Below are 20,958 nucleotides of genomic sequence, written 5' to 3'. Positions count from 1 at the left end.
AGCCTGGAGTCGGCCCATGTCAGCCCACCCTCAACACCCTGCCCATATCATCCGCTCTGACGCGCAAGCCATCGAGGTCGCCACGCGCCTGGCCGCACGCTTTGCCGTCGAGGCCAGCGCCCGCGACCGTGAGCGGCGCCTGCCAGTGGCCGAGCTTGACGAGTTCTCCGCCAGCGGCCTGTGGGGCATCACCATTCCCAAAGCGTACGGCGGCGCTGGCGTGTCCTATGTGACCGTGGCCGAGGTGATCAAATTGATCTCTGCCGCCGATCCGTCCCTGGGGCAGATCCCACAGAACCACCTGGGCGTGGTGGACATCCTGCTGCAAACCGCGACCGAGGCACAAAAACAGTATTACTTCGGCAAAGTCCTCCAGGGCTACCGTTTCGGCAACGCCTTTTCCGAAGCCAAGAGCAAGAACGCCGGCACCTTCGATACCCAGATTCGCTTTCACGGCGATACCGCGCAGATCAACGGCGAGAAGTTCTACTGCACAGGCGCGCTGTTCGCTCACCTGGTGCCTACCGTCGGTAACAATGAAGCCGGCCAGGCCTTCATCGCCTTTGTCGAACGCGACGCGCCCGGCCTGAACGTGATCGACAGTTGGGACGGCTTCGGCCAGCGCACCACCGCCAGTGGTGGCGTGACCCTGGATGGTGTGACCGTGCCCTTGAGCGCGGTGATCCCTGCGCATCAGGCTTTTGACCAGCCCACCGCCAATGGTCCGATTTCGCAGATCATCCAGGCGGCGGTCGATACCGGTATCGCCCTCGGGGCCCTTGAACAGGCGAAGATTTACGCACGCCAGGCGCGACCCTGGATCGACAGCCAGCAGGAACACGGCTGGCAAGACCCGTTCACCATCGCCGCCATCGGCGACCTGGAATGGCGTGTGCACGGCACCGAAGCGATCCTCGCCAAGGCCGGGCTGGCCGTAGACCGTGCCCTTGCCGAGCCCAATGAAGACACCGTCGCCAACGCTTCGCTGGTGGTCGCCCAGGCCAAAGTCCTCTCCGCCGAAACCGCCTTGCTCGCCAGCAGCAAACTCTTCGAGCTGGCCGGCACCCGCTCGGTCACCGGCAAGCACAACCTCGACCGCTTCTGGCGCAATGCGCGCACCCATACTCTGCACGACCCGGCCCGCTGGAAATACCACCTGATCGGCAACTACGTGCTCAACGGCGTGAAGCCTGCGCGCCACGCCTGGAACTGAGGAGCCTCACCCATGACTGCACTGAACCTTGCGCGCCAACTGCTGGACAGCACCCGCCGCCACGTTGAAAACAGCACCGACCCCTACGTGATCAGCCGTTTCGGCGACTTGCAGATTCGCGTCGATGTGGCTGCGGCTTTGTTTGAACGCGCCGAAACCCACCCCAGCCCCGTCGCGGCTACCGAAGCGCAAATCGCCGCCGCCGAAGCCCTGATCGCCGCGAGCAATGCCGAGTTCGAACTCACCGGCCAACGCACCGCGTTGCCGGCGAGCCTTGATGACCCGCTGCGTACGAAGTACCAGATCGTCGGCAACTACCACCTCAACGGAGTGCTTTGATGTCCCGTGAAATCCGCTTGAATGCCTTCGACATGAACTGTGTCGGCCACCAATCCCCTGGCCTGTGGGCGCATCCGCGTGACCGTTCGTGGCAGTACAAGGACCTGGAATACTGGACCGACCTCGCCAGAATCCTTGAGCGCGGCAAGTTCGACGGCCTGTTTATCGCCGACGTGCTGGGTATCTATGACGTCTACAACGGCAACGGCGACGCGGCCATTCGCCAGGCGACGCAGGTGCCGGTCAATGACCCGCTGTCGTTGATCGCGCCGATGGCCTTGGTCACCGAACACCTGGGCTTCGGCCTGACCGCTTCGTTGTCATTCGAACACCCGTACCCGTTCGCTCGCAGACTCTCCACCCTGGACCACCTGACCAAGGGCCGCATCGGCTGGAACATCGTCACCTCCTACCTGGAAAGCGGCGCCAAGAACCTCGGGCAGAAAGCCCAGACCGAACACGATGCGCGCTACGACTACGCCGAGGAATACCTGGAGGTCTGCTACAAGCTCTGGGAAGGCAGTTGGGAGGAGGGCGCCGTGTTGCGTGATCGCGAACGGCGGATTTTCAGCGACCCGAGCAAAATCCACGAGATCCGCCACGTCGGCAAACATTTCCAGGTGCCCGGCATTCACCTCTGCGAACCGTCGCCGCAGCGCACGCCAGTGCTCTACCAGGCGGGCGCGTCCAGCCGTGGCAAGCAGTTCGCCGCCGAACAGGCCGAGTGCGTATTCGTCGCCGCGCCGTCCAAGGTGCTGCTGAAAAAGACCGTCGCCGACATCCGCCGCCGTGCCGCCGAAGCCGGGCGTGACCCGCAGAAAATCCTGATCTTCAACTTGCAGACCGTGATTGTCGGTGAGACCGATGCCAAGGCCAAAGCCAAGTTCGAGGAATACAAATCCTATGTCAGCTACGAAGGTGCGATGGCACTGATTTCCGGCTGGACTGGCATCGACTTCAGCCAGTTCAAACCCGATGAACCGCTCAAGCATGTGCACACCAACGCCATTCAATCGGCGGTAGAGGCGTTCTCGACGGCCGATCCGAACAAGGTCTGGACGCCCAACGAGCTGGCCGATTGGGTCGGCATCGGCGGCTTCGGCCCGCTGTTCGTCGGCGGCCCGGAAACCGTCGCGGACTTGTTGCAGGAGTGGGTCGAAGACACCGATGTGGATGGCTTCAACCTGGCCTACGCGCTGACCCACGAAACCTTCATCGACGCCGTGAACTTGCTGGTGCCGGAGTTGCAGAAGCGTGGGGTGTACAAGACCGAATATGCCCAGGGTACGTTGCGCGAGAAGTTGTTTGGCGTTGGTGCTCGATTGCCGGCGAATCATCCGGGGGCCGGTTACCGTGATTTGGCGGCCTTGCACTATTCCCCTGTGGGAGCGGGCTTGCTCGCGAATGCGGACTGACATTCAACATTGATGTCGACTGATTTGCCGCTTTCGCGAGCAAGCCCGCTCCCACAGTAGATCGGTGTCGATTCAAAAAAATCAGCCAGCGGACCACCGCACGCTTAACACTTCAATAGGAGCAAATCCCTATGAGCGTGCACGAACTCAACCGTCCGCTGACCCTGGAATGGCCCGCCGAACTGCTCGGCAACCTGCCCAAGGCCCTGGAACAACTGCGCCACTGGGCGCAGATCACGCCGCTGCACACCGCCCTGCGCCATAAGCGCCAGGGCCAGTGGTACGCGTGGCGCTGGATCGACGCCTTGCGCGATGTGGAACGCCTGGCCGATGGCTTGCGCCAGCAGGGGTTCAGCGAGCAATCGCGGCTGGCCCTCAGCGGTGCGTTCGAGCCGAACCTGCTATTGCTGGCGCTGGCGGCGCACAGCATCGGCGGGCAGGTGCTGACCCTGGCCGATGACCTGGAGCCCGAGGCACTGCAACAGCACCTGTGGCGCATTCGCCCGACTCATTCCTATGTGCAGGGCCGCCAGACCGCGCGGCACTGGCAGTCGGCCAACTTGTTGGATTTTGCCCAGTTGCTCGGCCCGTTGGCGCCGACGCAACACCTGGCACGCTGGTGGCAGCCCACGGGGGAAATCCTGTTGTGGAGCGAAGAGGGCACCCACTGGCAGGGCGGTCTGGCGGTGGTGCTGGAGCAATGGCTGAACAGCGGTCACGGTCTGGCCTTCCCGGAGAGCCTGGCCTCGGCGCGGCGCGACCGCAGCGAAGTCGCACCCACCGGCCTGCTGTTGTCGCCCGCACGCTTGCAGCACCTGGCCGACGAGATCGAAAGCCGCCTGGCGCCCCACGGCACCTGGCGCCGACGCTTGTGCGACTGGGCCATCGCCCACCCGCAAAGCGGCCTGCGGCGCCTGCTGAAAAACCGCGTGCGCCGGCTCCTGGGGTTCCAGCGCCTGGCGTACATCTGGCAACCCGTCAAAGCCACGCCTTCACCGGTGTGGCTGGCGCAATTCAAACGGGACATCGCATGAGCCAGGCCATTTTGCAGGTGCGGGATATCTCGCTGTCGTTCAAGGGGGTCAAGGCGATCAATGCCTTGTCCTTCGAGGTGTTGCGCGGCGAGATCTGCGCGTTGATCGGGCCGAATGGTGCCGGCAAGAGTTCGCTGCTCAATGTGCTCAATGGCGTGTATCGCTTCGATGCCGGCGAGATTGTCTTCGAAGACCAGCACTTCCACCGTATCGATCCGTTGGGCGCCGCGCTCCGCGGCATTGGGCGCACCTTCCAGAACAACGCGCTGTTCAAGAAAATGAGCGTGTTCGACAACATCCTCACCGGCCTGTCGCGGCATATGCGCAGCAGCTTTATCGAACAGGCCCTCGGCTTGCCTCGCGCACGCCGGGAAGCCGAGGCGTTCCGGTTGCGCGCACAGGGCATTCTCGAATTCCTGGAGCTGCAAGCCCACCGCGATGTGCTGGTGGGCAACCTGTCCTACGGCCTGCAAAAACGCGTGGAACTGGGTCGGGCGTTGATCGCAGAGCCGAGCTTGTTGCTGCTGGACGAGCCCATGGCGGGCATGAACGCCGAAGAAAAACAGGAAATGGCGCGCTTCGTCGCCGATGTAAACCGCGACCTCGGCACCACCGTGGTGTTGATCGAACACGACATGGGCGTGGTCATGGGCCTGTCCGACCATGTGGTGGTGCTCGACTACGGGCGCAAGGTCGGCGACGGCTCCCCAGCCGACGTGCAGGCCAATCCCGAGGTGATCGCGGCTTACCTGGGAGTGGTAAACGGATGACGTTTTTCTTTGAAACCCTGCTCGGCGGCCTGCTCGCCGGCACCATGTATTCGTTGGTCGCCATCGGCTTCGTGCTGATCTACAAGGCCAGTGGCGTGTTCAATTTTGCCCAGGGCGCGATGCTGCTGTTTGCTGCACTGACGTTCGTCAGCCTGCATGACCAGGGCGTGCCATTTGCCCTGGCGTTGCTGCTCACGGTGATTGTGATGAGCGTCGGCGCCTTGTTGATCGAGCGCCTGGTGCTGCGGCCATTGGTGAACCGTTCACAGATCACGCTGTTTATGGCCACGCTGGGCCTGTCGTTCATTATCGAAGGCCTGGCCCAGGGCTTGATGGGCTCCCAGGTGCGGGCGCTGGACCTGGGCATCGACGACGTGCCGCTGTTCGTCGGCCCGCTGATGCTCAGCCAGTTCGACCTGATCGCCGCCGCCGCTGCGGTGGTGCTGGTGACAGTGCTGGCACTGCTGTTCAACAAGACCCGCATCGGTGTGTCGCTGCGCGCAGTGGCGGATGACACCACGGCGGCGCTTTCCATCGGCATCAACCTCAACCGCATCTGGCAGATCGTCTGGGCCGTGGCCGGCATCGTCGGGCTGGTCGCCGGGCTGCTGTGGGGCGCGCGCCAGGGCGTGCAGTTCTCGTTGTCGCTGGTGGTGCTCAAGGCTTTGCCGGTGTTGATCATCGGCGGGTTTACCTCGATTGGCGGGGCGATTGTCGGCGGACTGATTGTCGGCGCGGCGGAGAACCTCGCCGAGGTCTACATCGGCCCGTTGATCGGCGGCGGTATCACGCCGTGGTTCGCCTACGTCTTGGCCCTGGCCTTCCTGTATATCCGCCCCGCCGGCCTGTTCGGCGAGCGCGCCATCGAGCGAGTCTGAAAGCATGTCGATCCCTCTTGTACAACACGCCGCGCCGTTGCTGCTGATTCAGCGGCGCATTCCCTGGGCCTTGATCGGCCTGTTGGCACTGGCCTTTATCGGGGTGCCGCTGTGGGGCAATGACTATTGGCTCAATGCGATCCTGATCCCGTTCCTGGTGCTGTCATTGGCCGGGCTGGGCCTGAACCTGCTCACCGGCTACACCGGCCAGACCTCGGTGGGCGCGGCCGGCTTCATGGCCGTCGGTGCGTTTGCCACCTACGGTTTTCTGCTGCGCCTGCCGGAGCTGGGTTTGCCCTTGGCGCTGCTCGGCGGCGGGGTCATCAGTGCGTTGGTCGGCCTGCTGTTCGGCCTGCCCAGCTCGCGGATCAAGGGCTTCTACCTGATGGTCACCACCCTGGCCGCGCAGTTTTTCCTGGAGTGGCTGTTCGTCAAGTTTCCCTGGTTTTACAACTACGGTTCGTCCGGGACCATTTCCGCGCCTAGGCTGGCGCTGTTCGGCCATGACCTCAACACACCGTTGGGCCGTTACCTGCTGACCCTGGTCACCGTACTGCTGCTGACCTGGACCGCCCTCAACCTGGTGCGCAGCCAGGTCGGCCGCAACTGGATGGCGATCCGCGACATGGACACCGCCGCCGCCGTGGTCGGCATCCCGGTGGTGCGCTACAAGCGTCTGGCGTTCGCAGTCAGCTCGTTCTACCTGGGCATAGCCGGCGCGCTGTGGGCCTTTGCCTACCTGGGCACGGCCAGCGCCAGCAGCTTTGATATCAACCGCTCCTTCCAGATCCTGTTCATCATCATTATCGGCGGCATGGGCAGTATCGCCGGCAACTTTGTCGGCGCGGCCTTCATCAGTTTGCTGCCGATCTTCCTCAGCCACGCCGGGCAGGCACTGTTCGGCGGCTCGGTGGATGCGGGGCAGTTGCAGAACCTGCAGAAAATCATTTTTGGCGTGTTGATCATCGTGTTCCTGATCAAGGAACCCGAGGGCTTGATTCGCCTGTTGCACAACCTGCGTGATCGCGTGCGGCAGTGGCCGCTGCGTTTCTGACATTCCTCTAAGAGAATCCCTATGCGTGCATCCTTGAAACGTTCCCTGGTCGGCGCTGCCTTTGCGCTGGCAACTTTGGCCGGTGCAGTCCCCCAGGCGATGGCCTCGCCGGACCAGCAATTCATTCCCCTTGCGACCTACCGTGTGGGCGCCTATGCGTCCAGCGGCGTGCAGGTGTGGGCCGGGATGATCGACTACCTGCGTTACATCAACGAGGTCGAAGGCGGCATCAACGGCGTCAAGCTGGTGTGGCAGGAATGCGAGACCGAGTGGACGGCGGAGAAGGGCATCGAGTGCTACGAGCGCTTCAAGCATGGCCTGGATGGCGCGCCGGTCGCGGTGTACCAGCCCAATGGCGCGCCGGCGGCATATGCGCTGAGCGAGCGGGCCGAGGTGGACAAGATCCCGCTGATCACCCTGGGCTACGGTCGCACCGAAGCCACCGACGGCACGGTGTTCCCGTATAACTTCCCGGTGATGCTGACCTTCTACAGCGAGGCGTCGACGCTGGTGAACTACATCGCCCAGCGCGAAGGCGGCTTCGACAAGCTCAAGGGCAAGAAGATCGCCACGGTCTACCACGACTCGGCCTACGGGCGTGAAACCCTCGGCCCGCTGAAGTTGCTGGCGGAAAAATACGGCTTCGAAAACATCCAGATTCCGGTGGCCGACCCCGGCAACGAACAGTCCGCGCAATGGCGCCAGGTGCGCCAGGCCAACCCGGACTGGGTGTTCCTGCGCACCTGGGGTGTGTCCACGCCAGTGGCGGTAAAGACGGCGGCGCGCTTCGGCTTCCCGGTGGACCACATCATCGGTGATATCTGGGCCAGCTCCAGCGAAGACGTATTGCCCGCCGGCGCCGCCGCCAAGGGCTACCTGGCCCTTACGCCATACCCGGCCGGGGCGGATTTCGAGATCCACAAGCGCCTCAAGCAATACATCCTCGACAAGGGCCACAGTGACCTCAAGGACCTGAAGAGCTTCGGCAGCGTCTACTACAACTCCGGCCTGGTGAACGCCGCCGTGGCGGTGGAGGCGATCCGCACGGGCCAGGCCAAATTCGGTAAGCGCCCGCTCAATGGCGAAGAAGGTCGCTGGGGCCTGGAACACCTGAACATCGACGATGCGCGCTTGAATGACATGGGTTACCTGGGCCTGATGCAGAACCTCAAGCTGTCGTGCCGTGACCACGAGGGTGGCGGCTCGGCGCGGGTGCAGCAGTGGGACGGCGCCAACTGGACGCTGATCAGCGACTGGATCGCCGCCGACCGTGCGCTGTTGCGCCCGTTGATCGATGAAAAGTCCGCCGCCTTCGCCAAGGAAAAAGGCCTGACGCCACGCGCCTGCACCGGGGATGAATAAGCCATGAGCCAGCCCGCCACCGCTGCCGCGCAGCCGTCGCTGCTGACGGTCAACGATATCGAAGTGATCTACGACGGCGCGATCCTCGCGGTGGCCGGGGTGTCGCTGAGCGTGCCCAAGGGCGCCATCGTCGCCTTGCTCGGTGCCAATGGCGCCGGCAAGAGCACCACGCTCAAGGCCATCTCCGGCTTGGTGCGTGCCGAACGCGCCGAGGTCAGCCGCGGTGTGATCGAATACGCCGGTGCCGATCTGGCCGGCATCGACCCCAGCCAGCGCGTGCGCCAGGGCATGGTGCATGTGTTGGAGGGCCGCCATGTGTTCGGCCAACTGAGCGTGGAAGACAACCTGCGCAGCGGCGGCTTTGTGCGGCGCCTGAGTCGCCGCGACATGGAGCACGACCTGGAGCGCCTCTACGCCTGGTTCCCACGGCTCAAGACCAAGCGCCACACTCGTGCCGGCCTCACCTCCGGCGGCGAGCAGCAGATGGTCGCCATCGGCCGGGCGTTGATGACCCGTCCTACTTTGGTACTGCTCGACGAGCCGTCCATGGGTTTGGCGCCTATGATCGTGCAGGAGATTTTCGCGATTATCGCGCAGCTCAACCGCGAGCAGCAGGTGAGCTTCCTGATCGCCGAGCAGAACATCAACGTCGCACTGAACTATGCGTCCCACGGCTACGTATTGGATACTGGGCGCGTGGCCTTGAGTGGCAGCGCCGCTGAACTGCTGGCGCGGGGCGATCTGCATGACATTTACCTGGGCAAACAGTAAGGGCGACTCCCCATGACTGAATCCATCCGCAACGCTGATGTCCTGATCATCGGCGGCGGCCTGAGCGGCACGATGCTGGCCGTGCAACTGCTGCGCCTGCCGGGCGCGCGCCGGGTGCTGGTGATCGAACCGCGTGCCGAACTGGGCCGGGGCGAGGCCTACAGCGCCGTCGAACTGGGCCACACCCTGAACGGCAACGCGGCGCGCATGAGTGTCGACCCGGACAACCCTGACGACCTGACCCAATGGCTCACCGACTACATCGGCGCCGGCGGCTGGCCCGAGTCCGACCAGCAGCACGTGCCGATCAGCGAACTGTTCCCGCCGCGCGGGATGTTTGGCTTGTATGCCCAGCAACGCCTGGCCGAGGCGAAGGCGCAGTCCGCGTCCAGCGTCGAGCATGTGCGTGGCGAAGTGGTCGACCTGCAAGTGGATGCAGGCTCAACCCTGTTGATTCTCGATAACGGCCAGCAACTGCGCGGTGGGTTTGCGGTCCTGGCCACCGGCATGTTCCCGGCGGCACGTACACCGCAGACCGACTCCAGCGGGCTGAACGCGGCGGCGGTCGACCCCTGGGATGTGAGCGCGATGCGCCGGATCGACCCTCACGCGCCGGTGCTGATCATCGGTTCCGGGCTGACCATGGTCGACGCCGTGGTGTCCCTGGAACAGGCCGGGCATCGCGGGCCCATCGAGGTATTCTCGCGTCACGGCCTGTTGCCCCATGTGCGTCGGCAACCGCCGGGCTGGGTGGATTTTCTTGGCGAGGACCATGGCCTGCGCAGCCCTCGGCAGTTGCTGCGCGAGGTGCGTCGGCAATGCGCGTTTGCGCAGGCCCAGGGCATTGATTGGCAAGCGCCGCTGGACACCGTGCGTGCGCATATCGCGCGTTTGTGGAGCCAGGCCAGCGAGCGCGAGAAGCGCCAGTTCGTGCGGCATGTGCGGCCCTGGTGGGAGAGCCATCACCACCGTTCGCCGCCATTGAGCGCGCAGTTGGTGGCGCGGCTGCATGCAGAGGGGCGGTTGCGGATCCGGGCGGCGTCGTTCAAGGGGCTGGAACCTTCGGGTGAAGGGGTGACGATTCGTTTGCGTTATCGCGGCGAGCAAGGCATCACCCAGGTCTCGGGCGCAGCGCTGATCAACTCCAGCGGTATCGAATACGACTGGCGCCGCGTGGCCCGGCCATTGCCCCGGCAATTGCTCAAGCGTGGGCTGATCCAGCCAGGGCCGCTGGCGTTGGGGATTGCGGCGGATACGTCGGGGGCGGTGGTGGACGCCCAGGGGCAGGTCAGCCAGCGCTTGTTCGCCATGGGCCCGCCGTTACGCGGGGTGTGGTGGGAGAGCACCGCTGTGACTGATGTGGCGCTGCAAGCCAAGGCACTGGCTTCAAAGCTGACAAAGATCTAAATGTGGGAAGGGCTCCATTTATCTTGAGGTCTTCACGAAGCCCGGCTTGAGGCCGAACACCTCCACGCCCTGCGCCGTTGCTTGCCCGGTGGTCACCATCACCCGCTCCACCGGCTTATCCATCGCCTCGCGGTATTCGACGGTCTTGTCCGCCTGGATCGCCTGGCTCGGAATCACAATGGCTTGCGCATTGTTGTAGGTCACGATGGTCAGCCGCGCACTCATCCCCAGGCGCACCCGTTGCAACTGCTGCGGCGTGAGCTTGGGGATTGACAGGGTCACCGGAAACTGCGCGCTGCCCTGGCTGTCGTTGGCAATTGCCAGGCCGCTGACCACGCTTACCGAGCCGGTCAGTCGCTCGCCATCAAACCCGTCGCCCAGCACTTCCACCGCCTGGCCCTGGTGCAATTGGTTGATGTCCAGCTCCGAGACCTTGGCGGTGATTTTCAGCCGTTCAATGTTCGCCAGTCCAAACAGCACCTGGCCCTGGCTGACTTTACTGCCGGCCTGCACCGGGGCATTGTTGTTGCCGCCGCCCTGGGATGAGGTGTTGCCCGGTGGCGGCACCACGATGCCGGAGAACGGCGCCTTGACCTCTTGCCCGTCGAGCAGCTTGTGCAGGGCGTCGTATTTCACCGTGGCGTTGGTCAGCTCCATGTCGGCGATCTGGCGGTACTCGCCCTTGCCCTGGTCGATGGCCTGCTGCAGTTCGCTGCGGGCCGAGGCAAGGTCCAGCTGTTGCTGCTGGGTCTGTTGCTTGAGGTCGTCCAGCTCATTGCGCGGGATGATGCCGCGCTGGAACAGGTTTTCGCTTTCGGTGAGTTTGCGCTGGGTGTTGCCGGCGGTCATTTCGGCGGTGCGCAGGCTGCGGCGGGCGCGGCTGACGGCGGGGCTGCTGTCCCAGTCCTGCATCTCTTGCACGGTGCGCCGAGCCTTGAGCTGGGCGGAAAGCGCTTCGCGCAATTGCACCTCCAGCGTGGCCGGGTCCATGCGCAACAGCACTTGGCCGGCCTCGACCCGCTGACCTTGCTCCACCAGGTTGGCTTGCACGTTGCCATCGAAGGGCGCGGTGAGGGTGATGGTGGTGTCAGGCTCGATCTTGCCCACCAGGCCGATCCGGTGCTCCAGCGCTTCGGGCTTGACGGCCAGCCACTGTTCGCTGGCACCACCCGGATCGGACGCCGGGCTGCGCAAGGCCAGGCCCGCGCCGCCGAGCAGGACGATCAACACAGCACCCAGCAGGCGTTTCTGATTAGTAGTCATTGAGGGCGATTTCCCAACTTTCCAGCGTCATGCCCAGGGTCAGGTCGAGCTGGGTCTGGGCGTTCAAATAAGCGATCAGCGCATTCAGTTGCGCGTTTTCGGCGTTGCGCAAATCAGTCTCGAAGCTCAGCACCTGGAAGTTGGTGGAGCGCCCGGCGCTGAGTTTTTCCCGCTCGATCTCGATCTTGCGCCGCGACAATTCCACCGCCCGCTGGGAGATTTCATACTGGCGCCAGCGCGTACCAAGGTCACGCACCACATCGTTGACGCTGCGTTCCAGTTCCTGGCGCGCATCGGTGATGCGGATGGCCTGGTCCTCCACATTCACCCGCGCGCGCACTTCGGCCTGGCGCGTGCTGATATCGCCGATGGGAATCTGCACCTGCACCCCGGCGTAGCTGTCCCAGGTACGGTTGTTGGAACGGCCCGCGTCGTTGTCGGTGTTGGCGCGCACCTGGTTGGCGCCGGCCACCAGGTCCACCTGCCAGCGCCCGGAGTCCTTGGCGATCACCAGGTTGAGGTCGGCCTGCTGGCTGCCGAGCAGGGCGGCGAGGTATTCGGGTTGCTGGGTCTGCGCCAGGGTAAAGGCCTGGCGCTTGTCGATCTGCATGGGCCTGGCCTCCAGGGCTTCGGTGGCGCGAATCGGCGTGGACAGGTCCAGCGCCAGCAGGCGCAGCAGGGCGAGGCGGCTGGTGTCCAGTTGGTTCTGCGCTTCTTCGACGCCCAGTTGCTGGGTGGCGATATCGGCTTCGGTCTGTACGATTTCGAATTCGGCCATGCGCCCGGCGCTGATCAGCGCCTTGTTCACGTCCAGCAGGGTGCCGGAACGCTTGAGCGCATCCTGCACGATGCTCAGTTGCTCCTGGGCACGCAGCAGTTCGCGGTAGGTGGCGATGATCTGGCTGATGGTCTGCGCCACGGTAGCCTTGAGGTTCAGGCGATTGGCCTGTTCCGACAGGCGTGACAGGCGCAGCGGCGCGGTGGTGGCGTCCCAGCCGGCGCCGCGCAGCAGCGGTTGGATGACTGCCAGGTCCAGGCCGTCGCTGCGGTAGCGACCGGCGCGGTCGGCGTTGCTCAGTTGCTGGGTCCAGGCCATGCTCAGGCGCGTGCCGTACTCGCCGAGCAGGCTGGTGGCGGGCGCCAGGTTGGCATTGCGCGCACTGTCGGCGGAGCCCCGGGTGGTGCGGTAGTAACTGTTGAGGGTGAGCTTGGGGTTGAACACATCTTCGGCCACGCGCAGGTCGAACTTCTGGGCCACCCGTTGCAGGTACGCGCTGCGGATCGCCGGGTTGTTGCGCAGGCCCAGGTACACCGCATCACCGAGGGTCATGGCGGTGGTCTGGGCGTTCAACGACACGCTGCGCTCGTAGCCGCTGCGGGTGGTGCTGGGTGCCGAGGGCTTGATCACCACGTCGGCGGCCATGCCGGGCAGGCTGGCGAATGCGAGCAGCCATAGCCATTTACTCATCGCGCAGGGCCTCCACCGGCTGCAACCGCGAGGCCGAGACCGCCGGGTAGATGCCGAAGAACAACCCCACCAGCAACGTGCTGCCCACCCCCAGCGGCAAAGCGGCGACCGCCAGGGCAAATGCCCAGCCCGACAGCCAGGCGTACAACCAGGCTGCCGTCATGCCCAGCACGGCGCCACACAGGGCACCGACGGCGGTGAGGGTTACGGCTTCGAGCAGGAACAGGTTGCGGATGTCGCGTTGGCGCGCACCCAGGGCCATGCGAATGCCGATCTCGCGACGGCGCTCCGAGACGTTCATCAGCATCACGTTCATCACCCCGACGCCACCGCCCACCAGGGAGATCGCCCCCAGGGCCAGCAGCAGATAGGCGAAGGTGCGGCTTTGCCGGGTCATGCCGTCGATCATTTGCTGGGGCACCTGGATGTCTGCATCGTGGTCGGCGAGCTGCGAGCTCAAGGCGGCAGCCACGTCCTTGGCAAGGCGCTCCATGTCCTGGCCGGGCGTGGCGCGGATGATCACGTTGCCGATCTGCGGTGTGGCATAGATGCGGCGCATGCCTTCGGCGGGGATGAACAGCGACTCATTGGCCTGCACCGGCATCAGCATCGCCCGGGGCTGGCTGCGCAGGATGCCGACGATCAGGAACAGGTAGTCGTTGATGCGCACGCGGTCGCCCAGTTGCAGCGGGTCACCTGGCGCACCGAGCGCCTGGGCCAGTTGGTCGCCGATCACGCCGTAGGTTTCATTGGCATCGAAGCTCGACAGGAAGCGCCCCTGCTGTATCGCCAGGCGCATTGCGTCCTTGATGTCTGGCGTGCTGCCGACGAAGTTGGCGTTGGTGGTGCGGCCGTGGAACACGATCGGCCCGCTGAACAGCGTGAGGGCGCCGATATGGGCAATGCCCGGCACGGTTTGGCGCACGGCGTCGAGGTCGAGGCGGGCGGGCATCGGGATGCTGCTGCCGCCTTTGGCTGGGAACTGGGCGATCAGGGTGTCGGTGCCCATGTCCTTGAAGATCATCGCCGCGTCGGTGGCGGCGTTGTGGCCGATGTTGATCAACGCCACCACCGACGAACTGCCGATGACGATGCCCAGCAAGGCCAGGACCGAACGCTTGCCCAGGGTGCGCAGGCTGACGAAGGCTTCATGCAGCAGCTGGCTGAGGCTTTGTTCGACCCGCAAGCTCATAGGCTTCGGGCCTCTTGCACCACGCCATTGCGCACCAGGATCTTGCGTTCCAGGCGCTCGGCGATATGCGGGTCATGGGTGACGATGATCAGCGTGACTTGCTGTTCGCGGTTCAACGCCAGCAGCAGGTCCATGATCTCCTGTGCGGTGGTGCTGTCGAGGTTGCCGGTGGGTTCGTCGGCGAGGATCACCGACGGGTTGCCCACCAGTGCCCGCGCGATGGCGACCCGTTGGCGCTGGCCACCGGAGAGGTCGGCGGGGCGGTGGTGGGCGCGGTCGGCCAGGCCGACCTGCTCCAGCATGCGCAGGGCCTGTTCCACCGACTCATGCCGCGATACGCCGCGATAACTCAGGGGCAGGGCGACGTTGTCCAGGGCGCTGAGGCGCGGCAGCAGGTTGAAACTCTGGAACACGAAGCCGATCTGCTGGTTGCGGATGGCGGCCAACTGGTCCGGTGTGGCGTTGAAAATGTCGTGGCCGGCGAAGTGGTACTGGCCGCAATTGGGCAGGTCCAGCAGGCCGAGGATGTTGAGCAGGGTACTTTTGCCCGAACCGGAGGCGCCGAGGATGCCGCAACTGTCGCCGCTGGCGATGGACAGGCACACATCATTGAGAATGGCCAGGTGTTGCCCGGCCAGCTGATAGCTTTTGCCGATGCCTTGCAGGGAGATCAAGCCTGGGTGCGTGGGGGTATCTGTCATCATGACTACGCCTGCAGTCTCGACGATGCTGTGCAGCCCCCGGAAAAGCATTGTTACAAGTTCGGGAGCTGCCTGGCATGCGTCACGGACTGGTTTTATTTCTTGTTTTTAAAATATTGTTTGAATACTAACCGTGTTCCTGCTGCTTCGCCAGCCATGGATATAGAGCGGTTTCATCCTTTGAAACGATTTCCTCCAGGGGCCTCCAGGCCGCTCAAAATTCATTCGACCAGTCTCAAAGAGCCCGTGGGCGCAGGCTTTTGATCATATGGCGCAGTGTCACTACTTGCTTTCAGGCGGCGGCCCCGGTATAAAAAATCAAATTATTTTTTAAAACAATATTTCCCACGTGGAACTTCTATGGTCGCGAAGAAAGTCAGCGCTCCAAACATTACCAAGACTCGATTGCTGGATGCGACAGAGGCTCTCTTCATCAAGTACGGATATGACGCGGTTTTGTTACGGCAGATTACCGAGCGTGCCCAGGTCAACCTGGCGGCGGTGAACTACCACTTCGGGGACAAGGACTCCCTGATGCAAACCCTGCTCAAGCAGCGCCTGGAGCCGCTCAACGAGCAGCGCCTGGAACTGTTGGCGCGGTGTGAGGCCGAGTCCGACGGCCCGCTGGACTGCGACACCTTGCTCGGCGTGCTGTTCGCCCCGGCCATGGGCCTGGAGCGCAGCGATCCGGCCAGCGCCAGCGGGGAAGGGCGTTCGTTCATCCGTTTCCTGGGCCGGGTCTACAGCGACACCTCGCCGTTTATCCAGGAATACCTCAAGGTGCATTACCAGCCGGTGTTCCAGCGTTTCTTCGAAGCCTTCGCCCTGGCCTTGCCGGACCTGCCGCGCAATGAACTGGGGGTGCGCCTGCAATTTGCCCTCAAGGCGATTTCCGGGGTGATGGCCGGCACCGAGCTGCGCCTGCTGATGAATTCCATGAGCCTGGGCCGCCCGGCGACGGATGCCGAGGTGATGGCCAAGTTGATCACCCTGGTGTCGGCGGCGATTCGTGTGCCACAGCAAAGCCCGGAAGCGGAAACCGCATTGGCCAAGGTACTGGATACCCAGCGGGCCATCCGCGAACAAGCGGCAGCCCCCGCCGCCAAGGCCTCACGCTGACCGCCCTGTACCTGTAGGAGCGAGCTTGCTCGCGAAGAACTCAAGGGCGCCGCGTTTACCCAGAATAAACGCGTCATCCTTAACGTTTTTCGCGAGCAAGCTCGCTCCTACAGTGTTTTGCACAGGCAAAAAAAAGCCCGCTGGGGCGGCGGGCTTGATATGCAACATTTGTAACGGATGAGGCTTCACCCTACGTTCCGGGATGTGAATAAAACGTGAAAAATATGTAATAGAAAGTGTGAAAGTGTTGACGTTGGCGAATTCGGCAACAAGCCACCTTCTAGATCTTCCAGTGCCCGGCAGTTTTGGCCAGGCGTTGGCGCATCGTATCCACGTTTGCCGCCAGTTGTACCGTCAACAACCGATAGCCATCCAGCGCGCTGTAGACCGGCGTATCCAGTGCTGGCTCGGTGCCCGTGATAGGGCTGGGCCGCTCCAACCGCTCCGTCACCCCCGACTTCAACGCCCGCGCCATCCCCACCAACTGCACCCGGATCTGCCGATGTTCGGCCCTCAACATCACCTGCATCCGCGCCATCGCCTGTTCATCCCGTGGATCGGGCCGGGTATTGCCAAGAATCTCCAGGGTGCTGATGCACATGCGCAGGTGGCGTTGGATCGCGTCCAGCTCGGTCATGGAAATGCGCACTTCCTTGGATACCGACGGCATCAACGAACGCAGTTGCAGCATCGCCGCGTTCAAGCGATTGAGTAGCTTCAGATGTTCATCATCGGTAACCGACTGGCCATTGATGATCCGGCTGTAGATCGCCGCGCAATCGCGCAGCGCACTCGCCAGGTTGTAGCGCCACGAGTACACGGCATACAGCGGCAGGGCGAACGAGAACGCCAAGGCCAGCACGATGCCGATCAGGATATCCACGGTGCGCCATAGCCCATCGGAGATCGGGTTGTCCCCGTGGCCGGCGACGATAAACACCGTGATCGCCGACAACAGGGCGATGTAACCGCCCTTGCCGATGGCGTGATAGGAAAAGAACCCGCACACCGCCGACATCAACAGGTAGGTCAGGAAGGGCTGGCCGAAGTAGGCCTGTTGCACCACCAGCACCAAGCCGACGCTGGCGCCGATCAAGGTGCCATAGGCGCGTTCCACGGCTTTCTTGCCGATATTGCCGTGGTGCTGCAAACCGCCGATCACGATCAGCATGGTCACCGACGCCCACTCACCGTGGGGCAGGTTGATGCCGGTGGTCAGCAGGATCGTTGCCAGCAAGCCGATGGACACGCGCACGGCATGGATCAGCTTGGCATGGCGGTAGCGGCGATAAGGGTCGAGCAACGGGCGCAACAGGCGCCGGGCGAAGAAGGGCAGGTTCATCGGTAGTAAAGTGGCCTCGAAATTCATGGGGTACGCGGTGCAAATGTGGGAGGGGGCTTGCCCCCGATAACGGTGGATCAGTCAACCGGTCTGTTACTGAGAGACTGCTATCGGGGGCAAGCCCCCTCCTACATTTGGGTGCGTGTCGTTTTCAGAAAATGTAATCGGTGGTCAGGAAGCTTGAATCGCGATTGCGCAGGATGTCGCTGACCAGCGCCTTGTTGCTCTCCTGGAACTTGGTCGCCACCAGTGTGCGGATCGAGAACACGCGCAACGCGTCATGCACAGACAGCGTGCCCTCGGCCGAGTTCTTGCGGCCGTTGAACGGGAAGGTGTCCGGGCCGCGCTGGCACTGGGCGTTGATGTTGATACGGCCGACCTGATTGGCGAAGGCGTCCACCAGGCGCCCGACTTCGACGGCGTTGGTGCCGAAGAGGCTCAGTTGCTGGCCGAAATCCGAGTCCAGTACGTAGTCGATCACAGTGTCCAGATCGCGGTAAGGCACGATTGGCACCACCGGGCCGAACTGTTCCTCGTGGTACACGCGCATCTGCGGGTTCACCGGGTACAGCACTGCCGGGTAGAAGAACGAACCACGGCTTTCACCGCCATGTTCGTTCACCACCCTGGCGCCGTGTTGCGCGGCATCGGCCACCAGGCCGTCGAGGTAATCCACCTTGCCCACTTCAGGCAATGGCGTCAGTGCCACGCCGTCTTCCCACGGCATGCCGGGCTTGAGCGTGGCCACTTTCTGGTTGAATTTCTCGATAAAGCGGTCGACCACGTCTTCATGCACAAACAGGATTTTCAACGCGGTACAGCGCTGGCCATTGAACGACAAGGACCCGGTGAGCGCTTCGCTGACCGCATTGTCCAGGTCCACCTCCGGCAGCACGATGCCAGGGTTTTTCGCATCCAGGCCCAATGCCGCGCGCAGGCGGTGCGGTTTCGGGTGCAGTTTTTTCAGGTCGCTGGCGGCCTTGTTGGTGCCGATAAACGCAAAGATATCGATCTTGCCGCTGGCCATCAGCGCACTGACGGTTTCGCGGCCGCTGCCGTAGATCACGTTGATCACCCCGGCCGGGAAGCTGTCGCGGAACGCCTCCAGCAACGGGCGGATCAGCAGCACGCCAAGCTTGGCCGGCTTGAACACCACGGTGTTGCCCATGATCAGCGCCGGGATCAGGGTGGTGAAGGTTTCGTTCAGCGGGTAGTTGTAGGGGCCCATGCACAGCGCCACGCCCAGCGGTACACGGCGGATCTGGCCGAGGGTGTCCTGCTCCAGCTCGAAGCGGCTGGAGCGGCGGTCGAGTTCCTTGAGCGCGTTGATGGTGTCGGTGATGTAGTCGCAGGTGCGGTCGAATTCTTTCTGCGAGTCCTTGAGGTTCTTGCCGATCTCCCACATCAGCAACTTGACCACCGCGTCGCGCTGTTCACGCATGCGCCGCAGAAACGCTTCGACATGCTGGATGCGTTCGGCCACGCGCATTGTCGGCCATTCACCCTGGCCCCGGTCATAGGCACGCACGGCGGCATCCAGGGCGGTGAGGGCGGTCTCGGCATCCAGCAGCGGCGTACTGCCGATGTGCACGCGCTCATCGCCGAACTGCACCGGGCTTTGCACTTTGGCCAAGGGGCCGTTCCATACCTGCAACTGGCCGTCGACCAGGTAATCACGCTGTTCAATGGGCGCACCGAGCTGGAACTGCTCGGGAACTGCGGCGGCGGAGGCGGGAAACAGCTGGGCGAGCAGGTTGCTGGTGGTCATGGCGCTACCCCTGGAATAGTTGCAAAACATGACTAGAGAGTCACTCAACAACAGGCTCTATGGCAAGGCTTGCGCGCTTTCTTGTACGCATGGCTGTGCCCGGCGGTTAAACTGCGTGGCTTTTCAGAAGGAGTTCACATGAGTCAGTACCAGCCGGGCATTCTCGCCGCACCGGTGCCGTTGCAGGCACGCCATCTGTTTTTTACTGTGGAGGCCCTGGCCGCCGTGCCTGCTGCGCTGGACGCGCTGGTGCAATTGGCTGACTCGGCGGCAGTGGTCGGTCTGGGCGAGCCGCTGGTCACCGCACTGGGCGCGCGCGTTGACGGCTTGCGCAGTTTCCCGGCGGTCAGCGGGCCGGGTGCGCATAATCCGTCCACTCAACACGCACTGTGGGTGTGGCTGCATGGCGTGGATCGCGGTGAATTGCTGTTGCGCAGCCGTGCCTTTGAAAAGGCCCTGGCCCCGGCATTTCGCCTGGTGCAGATGACCGAAGGTTTCCGCTACAAGACCGGCTTCGACCTCACCGACTACGAAGACGGCACCGAAAACCCCCACGACGACGCCGCGGTTGAAGCCGCCCTGACCGACAGCGGCGCCAGCTTTGCCGCGATCCAGCAATGGCAGCATGACCTCGATAGCTTCGCTGCGCTGCCGGCGCAGGAGCGCGACCACATCATCGGTCGCCGCCACGGCGACAACGAAGAACTCGACGACGCTCCCGAGTCCGCCCACACCAAGCGCACTGCCCAGGAAAGCTTCACGCCGGAAGCCTTCGTGGTACGTCGCTCCATGCCATGGGCCGAGAATGGCCAGGCAGGGTTGATGTTCCTCGCGTTCGGGCATTCCTTCGATGCGTTCGAAGCGCAACTGCGCCGCATGAGCGGGTTGGAGGATGGGATTGTCGATGGTCTGTACCGCATCAGCACCCCCTTGACCGGTGGTTACTACTGGTGCCCGCCGATCAAGGATGGGCATCTGGACTTGAGCACCCTGAGCTAAACCAAGCCGCCGCCCACACGTTCACCGCCGCCGCCTGACGGCCTCATCGCCCGCGGGTGCGCCGCCCGCTCGAACCAGGTGGGCGCGACAAAACGATAGCCCATGCCCGATGCCGTGGCGATGTACGGCACATCGTCATCGCCCAGTGTGCGGCGCAGCGTCTTGATCTGCGTGCGCAGGTTGCATTCCTCTACCACCAGTTTCGGCCAGGCAATGTCCAGCAGTTCGGTTTTCTGCAGCAATTCACCGGGCCGCGAGGCCAGGGCGATCAGCAGGGTCAGGGCGCGGCTGCCAAGGTTTACCGGCTGGCCATGCCTGAGCAGTTGGTGGCGCTTGGGCAGCAGTCGATAAGGGCCGAAGTGAATCTCAACGCAACCGTCGTCTTCAAGGAAAGTTGGGGGTGAATAATTCATGTCGGTCATAGATCACCTGGAAGTTTCATATATAGGCGGCCTGCAAGCGCGTCCTTTGGTTATTAGTGCAGTTGCACTAACAGGCACGGAGGAAAGTTGCTCCCCCCGCAATTAGGTTGTTGGGGGAGGCCTATCAAACGCGATGATTAAGTCGCTTTTGTTACAAATCGAAATGCCCTGGAAGTTGGGCAAAAGGCTATTAGCGAAAAATGTGACGTTGTCGCGAAAATAATTGCCGAGCAGTGCTGTGCCGGGCGTCTCCATCGAGATTTATTGTTCAGCTTCGTTCTGTAAACACTAGGTGAGTCCCCGTCAATCGGGGCCTGTAGCGTGTTTTGGGTTTCTGCTAAAAGTTCCATGCCGCTCCGGCGATGAGTTTTTTTCAATGCCAGGTTGAGCCACATCTTTCACAGTGCCTATCTGAAACGTTTCACAAGCTTTCACAGCGAA

General features: G+C 63.2%; 19 protein-coding genes. 12 read left to right on the top strand and 7 right to left on the bottom strand.

The genetic code is table 11. The features are described 5' to 3' along the window. Positions 1-16 precede the first annotated feature (16 nt). The 10 genes from BLR69_RS09570 to BLR69_RS09525 all read left to right on the top strand — a co-directional run bounded on the left by BLR69_RS09570 (position 17) and on the right by BLR69_RS09525 (position 10,243). Positions 17-1,213, top strand: a complete 1,197-nt coding sequence (locus BLR69_RS09570; protein ID WP_071493439.1) for an SfnB family sulfur acquisition oxidoreductase — start codon at positions 17-19, stop codon at positions 1,211-1,213. Positions 1,214-1,225: 12 nt separating this feature from the next. Continuing rightward, a complete protein-coding gene (locus tag BLR69_RS09565) occupies positions 1,226-1,552 on the top strand; it encodes an acyl-CoA dehydrogenase (RefSeq protein ID WP_071493438.1) in 327 nt (108 codons plus the stop codon). After that, on the top strand, positions 1,552-2,967 hold the full coding sequence (locus BLR69_RS09560) for an LLM class flavin-dependent oxidoreductase (protein ID WP_071493437.1): 1,416 nt from the start codon (positions 1,552-1,554) through the stop codon (positions 2,965-2,967). Before BLR69_RS09565 ends, BLR69_RS09560 begins: the two co-directional genes overlap by 1 nt. Positions 2,968-3,098: 131 nt before the next feature. Continuing rightward, a complete protein-coding gene (locus BLR69_RS09555; protein ID WP_071493436.1) occupies positions 3,099-4,001 on the top strand; it encodes an AMP-binding protein in 903 nt (300 codons plus the stop codon). Continuing rightward, positions 3,998-4,771, top strand: a complete 774-nt coding sequence (locus BLR69_RS09550) for an ABC transporter ATP-binding protein (RefSeq protein ID WP_071493435.1) — start codon at positions 3,998-4,000, stop codon at positions 4,769-4,771. Before BLR69_RS09555 ends, BLR69_RS09550 begins: the two co-directional genes overlap by 4 nt. Then, positions 4,768-5,649 carry a branched-chain amino acid ABC transporter permease gene (locus BLR69_RS09545; RefSeq protein WP_058423839.1) on the top strand — a complete coding sequence of 294 codons (882 nt, stop codon included), beginning with the start codon at positions 4,768-4,770 and terminating at the stop codon, positions 5,647-5,649. Before BLR69_RS09550 ends, BLR69_RS09545 begins: the two co-directional genes overlap by 4 nt. Before the next feature lie 4 nt (positions 5,650-5,653). After that, positions 5,654-6,703, top strand: a complete 1,050-nt coding sequence (locus BLR69_RS09540; RefSeq protein WP_071493434.1) for a branched-chain amino acid ABC transporter permease — start codon at positions 5,654-5,656, stop codon at positions 6,701-6,703. Positions 6,704-6,724: 21 nt separating this feature from the next. Then, the gene (locus BLR69_RS09535) at positions 6,725-8,065 is read left to right on the top strand and encodes an ABC transporter substrate-binding protein (protein ID WP_071493433.1); all 1,341 of its coding nucleotides are present in this window, start codon (positions 6,725-6,727) and stop codon (positions 8,063-8,065) included. Between the two features lie 3 nt (positions 8,066-8,068). Continuing rightward, entirely contained in the window at positions 8,069-8,836 is a 768-nt protein-coding gene (locus BLR69_RS09530; RefSeq protein ID WP_058423836.1) for an ABC transporter ATP-binding protein, read from the top strand. A gap of 12 nt (positions 8,837-8,848) precedes the next feature. Beyond that, positions 8,849-10,243 (top strand): FAD/NAD(P)-binding protein, encoded by a 1,395-nt coding sequence (locus BLR69_RS09525; protein WP_071493432.1) that lies wholly within the window; start codon positions 8,849-8,851, stop codon positions 10,241-10,243. Positions 10,244-10,261: 18 nt separating this feature from the next. Here BLR69_RS09525 and BLR69_RS09520 read toward each other — a convergent pair whose 3' ends face one another. From BLR69_RS09520 to BLR69_RS09505, 4 genes are read right to left on the bottom strand one after another with little or no spacing between them, the layout of a single operon-like run. Continuing rightward, positions 10,262-11,506, bottom strand: coding sequence for an efflux RND transporter periplasmic adaptor subunit (locus tag BLR69_RS09520; RefSeq protein WP_071493431.1), 1,245 nt, complete (start codon positions 11,504-11,506; stop codon positions 10,262-10,264). Next, positions 11,496-12,974: a TolC family protein gene (locus BLR69_RS09515; protein WP_071493430.1), complete on the bottom strand. Its 1,479-nt coding sequence runs from the start codon at positions 12,972-12,974 to the stop codon at positions 11,496-11,498. The genes BLR69_RS09520 and BLR69_RS09515 overlap by 11 nt, the downstream gene beginning before the upstream one ends. Then, complete coding sequence (locus BLR69_RS09510; protein ID WP_071493429.1) at positions 12,967-14,166, bottom strand: ABC transporter permease; 1,200 nt, start codon at positions 14,164-14,166, stop codon at positions 12,967-12,969. The genes BLR69_RS09515 and BLR69_RS09510 overlap by 8 nt, the downstream gene beginning before the upstream one ends. After that, positions 14,163-14,870 carry an ABC transporter ATP-binding protein gene (locus tag BLR69_RS09505; protein WP_071493428.1) on the bottom strand — a complete coding sequence of 236 codons (708 nt, stop codon included), beginning with the start codon at positions 14,868-14,870 and terminating at the stop codon, positions 14,163-14,165. The genes BLR69_RS09510 and BLR69_RS09505 overlap by 4 nt, the downstream gene beginning before the upstream one ends. A gap of 357 nt (positions 14,871-15,227) precedes the next feature. Between BLR69_RS09505 and BLR69_RS09500 the strand changes: the two genes are divergently transcribed. Beyond that, positions 15,228-15,986, top strand: a complete 759-nt coding sequence (locus BLR69_RS09500; RefSeq protein ID WP_025855923.1) for a TetR/AcrR family transcriptional regulator — start codon at positions 15,228-15,230, stop codon at positions 15,984-15,986. Positions 15,987-16,266: 280 nt separating this feature from the next. Here BLR69_RS09500 and BLR69_RS09495 read toward each other — a convergent pair whose 3' ends face one another. Continuing rightward, positions 16,267-17,328, bottom strand: coding sequence for an FUSC family protein (locus BLR69_RS09495; RefSeq protein WP_071493427.1), 1,062 nt, complete (start codon positions 17,326-17,328; stop codon positions 16,267-16,269). A gap of 151 nt (positions 17,329-17,479) precedes the next feature. Continuing rightward, on the bottom strand, positions 17,480-19,096 hold the full coding sequence (locus BLR69_RS09490) for an NADP-dependent glyceraldehyde-3-phosphate dehydrogenase (protein WP_071493426.1): 1,617 nt from the start codon (positions 19,094-19,096) through the stop codon (positions 17,480-17,482). Between the two features lie 138 nt (positions 19,097-19,234). Between BLR69_RS09490 and BLR69_RS09485 the strand changes: the two genes are divergently transcribed. Then, positions 19,235-20,095, top strand: a complete 861-nt coding sequence (locus BLR69_RS09485; protein ID WP_071493425.1) for a Dyp-type peroxidase — start codon at positions 19,235-19,237, stop codon at positions 20,093-20,095. Here the strand turns inward: BLR69_RS09485 and BLR69_RS09480 are convergent. Beyond that, positions 20,092-20,517 carry a winged helix-turn-helix domain-containing protein gene (locus BLR69_RS09480; protein ID WP_134434990.1) on the bottom strand — a complete coding sequence of 142 codons (426 nt, stop codon included), beginning with the start codon at positions 20,515-20,517 and terminating at the stop codon, positions 20,092-20,094. The two genes, BLR69_RS09485 and BLR69_RS09480, sit on opposite strands and share 4 nt — an antisense overlap. Positions 20,518-20,958: the final 441 nt, after the last annotated feature.

Origin of the sequence: Pseudomonas azotoformans (assembly GCF_900103345.1) — a bacterium.
Lineage (GTDB): Bacteria > Pseudomonadota > Gammaproteobacteria > Pseudomonadales > Pseudomonadaceae > Aquipseudomonas > Aquipseudomonas azotoformans.
This window is presented reverse-complemented; position numbering and strand designations above follow the sequence as displayed.

Coding starts and splice junctions, on each gene's coding strand:
- BLR69_RS09570 (WP_071493439.1), top strand. CDS start 17: ATGTCAGCCCACCCTCAACACCCTGCCCATATCATCCGCTCTGACGCG.
- BLR69_RS09565 (WP_071493438.1), top strand. CDS start 1,226: ATGACTGCACTGAACCTTGCGCGCCAACTGCTGGACAGCACCCGCCGC.
- BLR69_RS09560 (WP_071493437.1), top strand. CDS start 1,552: ATGTCCCGTGAAATCCGCTTGAATGCCTTCGACATGAACTGTGTCGGC.
- BLR69_RS09555 (WP_071493436.1), top strand. CDS start 3,099: ATGAGCGTGCACGAACTCAACCGTCCGCTGACCCTGGAATGGCCCGCC.
- BLR69_RS09550 (WP_071493435.1), top strand. CDS start 3,998: ATGAGCCAGGCCATTTTGCAGGTGCGGGATATCTCGCTGTCGTTCAAG.
- BLR69_RS09545 (WP_058423839.1), top strand. CDS start 4,768: ATGACGTTTTTCTTTGAAACCCTGCTCGGCGGCCTGCTCGCCGGCACC.
- BLR69_RS09540 (WP_071493434.1), top strand. CDS start 5,654: ATGTCGATCCCTCTTGTACAACACGCCGCGCCGTTGCTGCTGATTCAG.
- BLR69_RS09535 (WP_071493433.1), top strand. CDS start 6,725: ATGCGTGCATCCTTGAAACGTTCCCTGGTCGGCGCTGCCTTTGCGCTG.
- BLR69_RS09530 (WP_058423836.1), top strand. CDS start 8,069: ATGAGCCAGCCCGCCACCGCTGCCGCGCAGCCGTCGCTGCTGACGGTC.
- BLR69_RS09525 (WP_071493432.1), top strand. CDS start 8,849: ATGACTGAATCCATCCGCAACGCTGATGTCCTGATCATCGGCGGCGGC.
- BLR69_RS09520 (WP_071493431.1), bottom strand. CDS start 11,506: ATGACTACTAATCAGAAACGCCTGCTGGGTGCTGTGTTGATCGTCCTG.
- BLR69_RS09515 (WP_071493430.1), bottom strand. CDS start 12,974: ATGAGTAAATGGCTATGGCTGCTCGCATTCGCCAGCCTGCCCGGCATG.
- BLR69_RS09510 (WP_071493429.1), bottom strand. CDS start 14,166: ATGAGCTTGCGGGTCGAACAAAGCCTCAGCCAGCTGCTGCATGAAGCC.
- BLR69_RS09505 (WP_071493428.1), bottom strand. CDS start 14,870: ATGATGACAGATACCCCCACGCACCCAGGCTTGATCTCCCTGCAAGGC.
- BLR69_RS09500 (WP_025855923.1), top strand. CDS start 15,228: ATGGTCGCGAAGAAAGTCAGCGCTCCAAACATTACCAAGACTCGATTG.
- BLR69_RS09495 (WP_071493427.1), bottom strand. CDS start 17,328: ATGAACCTGCCCTTCTTCGCCCGGCGCCTGTTGCGCCCGTTGCTCGAC.
- BLR69_RS09490 (WP_071493426.1), bottom strand. CDS start 19,096: ATGACCACCAGCAACCTGCTCGCCCAGCTGTTTCCCGCCTCCGCCGCC.
- BLR69_RS09485 (WP_071493425.1), top strand. CDS start 19,235: ATGAGTCAGTACCAGCCGGGCATTCTCGCCGCACCGGTGCCGTTGCAG.
- BLR69_RS09480 (WP_134434990.1), bottom strand. CDS start 20,517: ATGACCGACATGAATTATTCACCCCCAACTTTCCTTGAAGACGACGGT.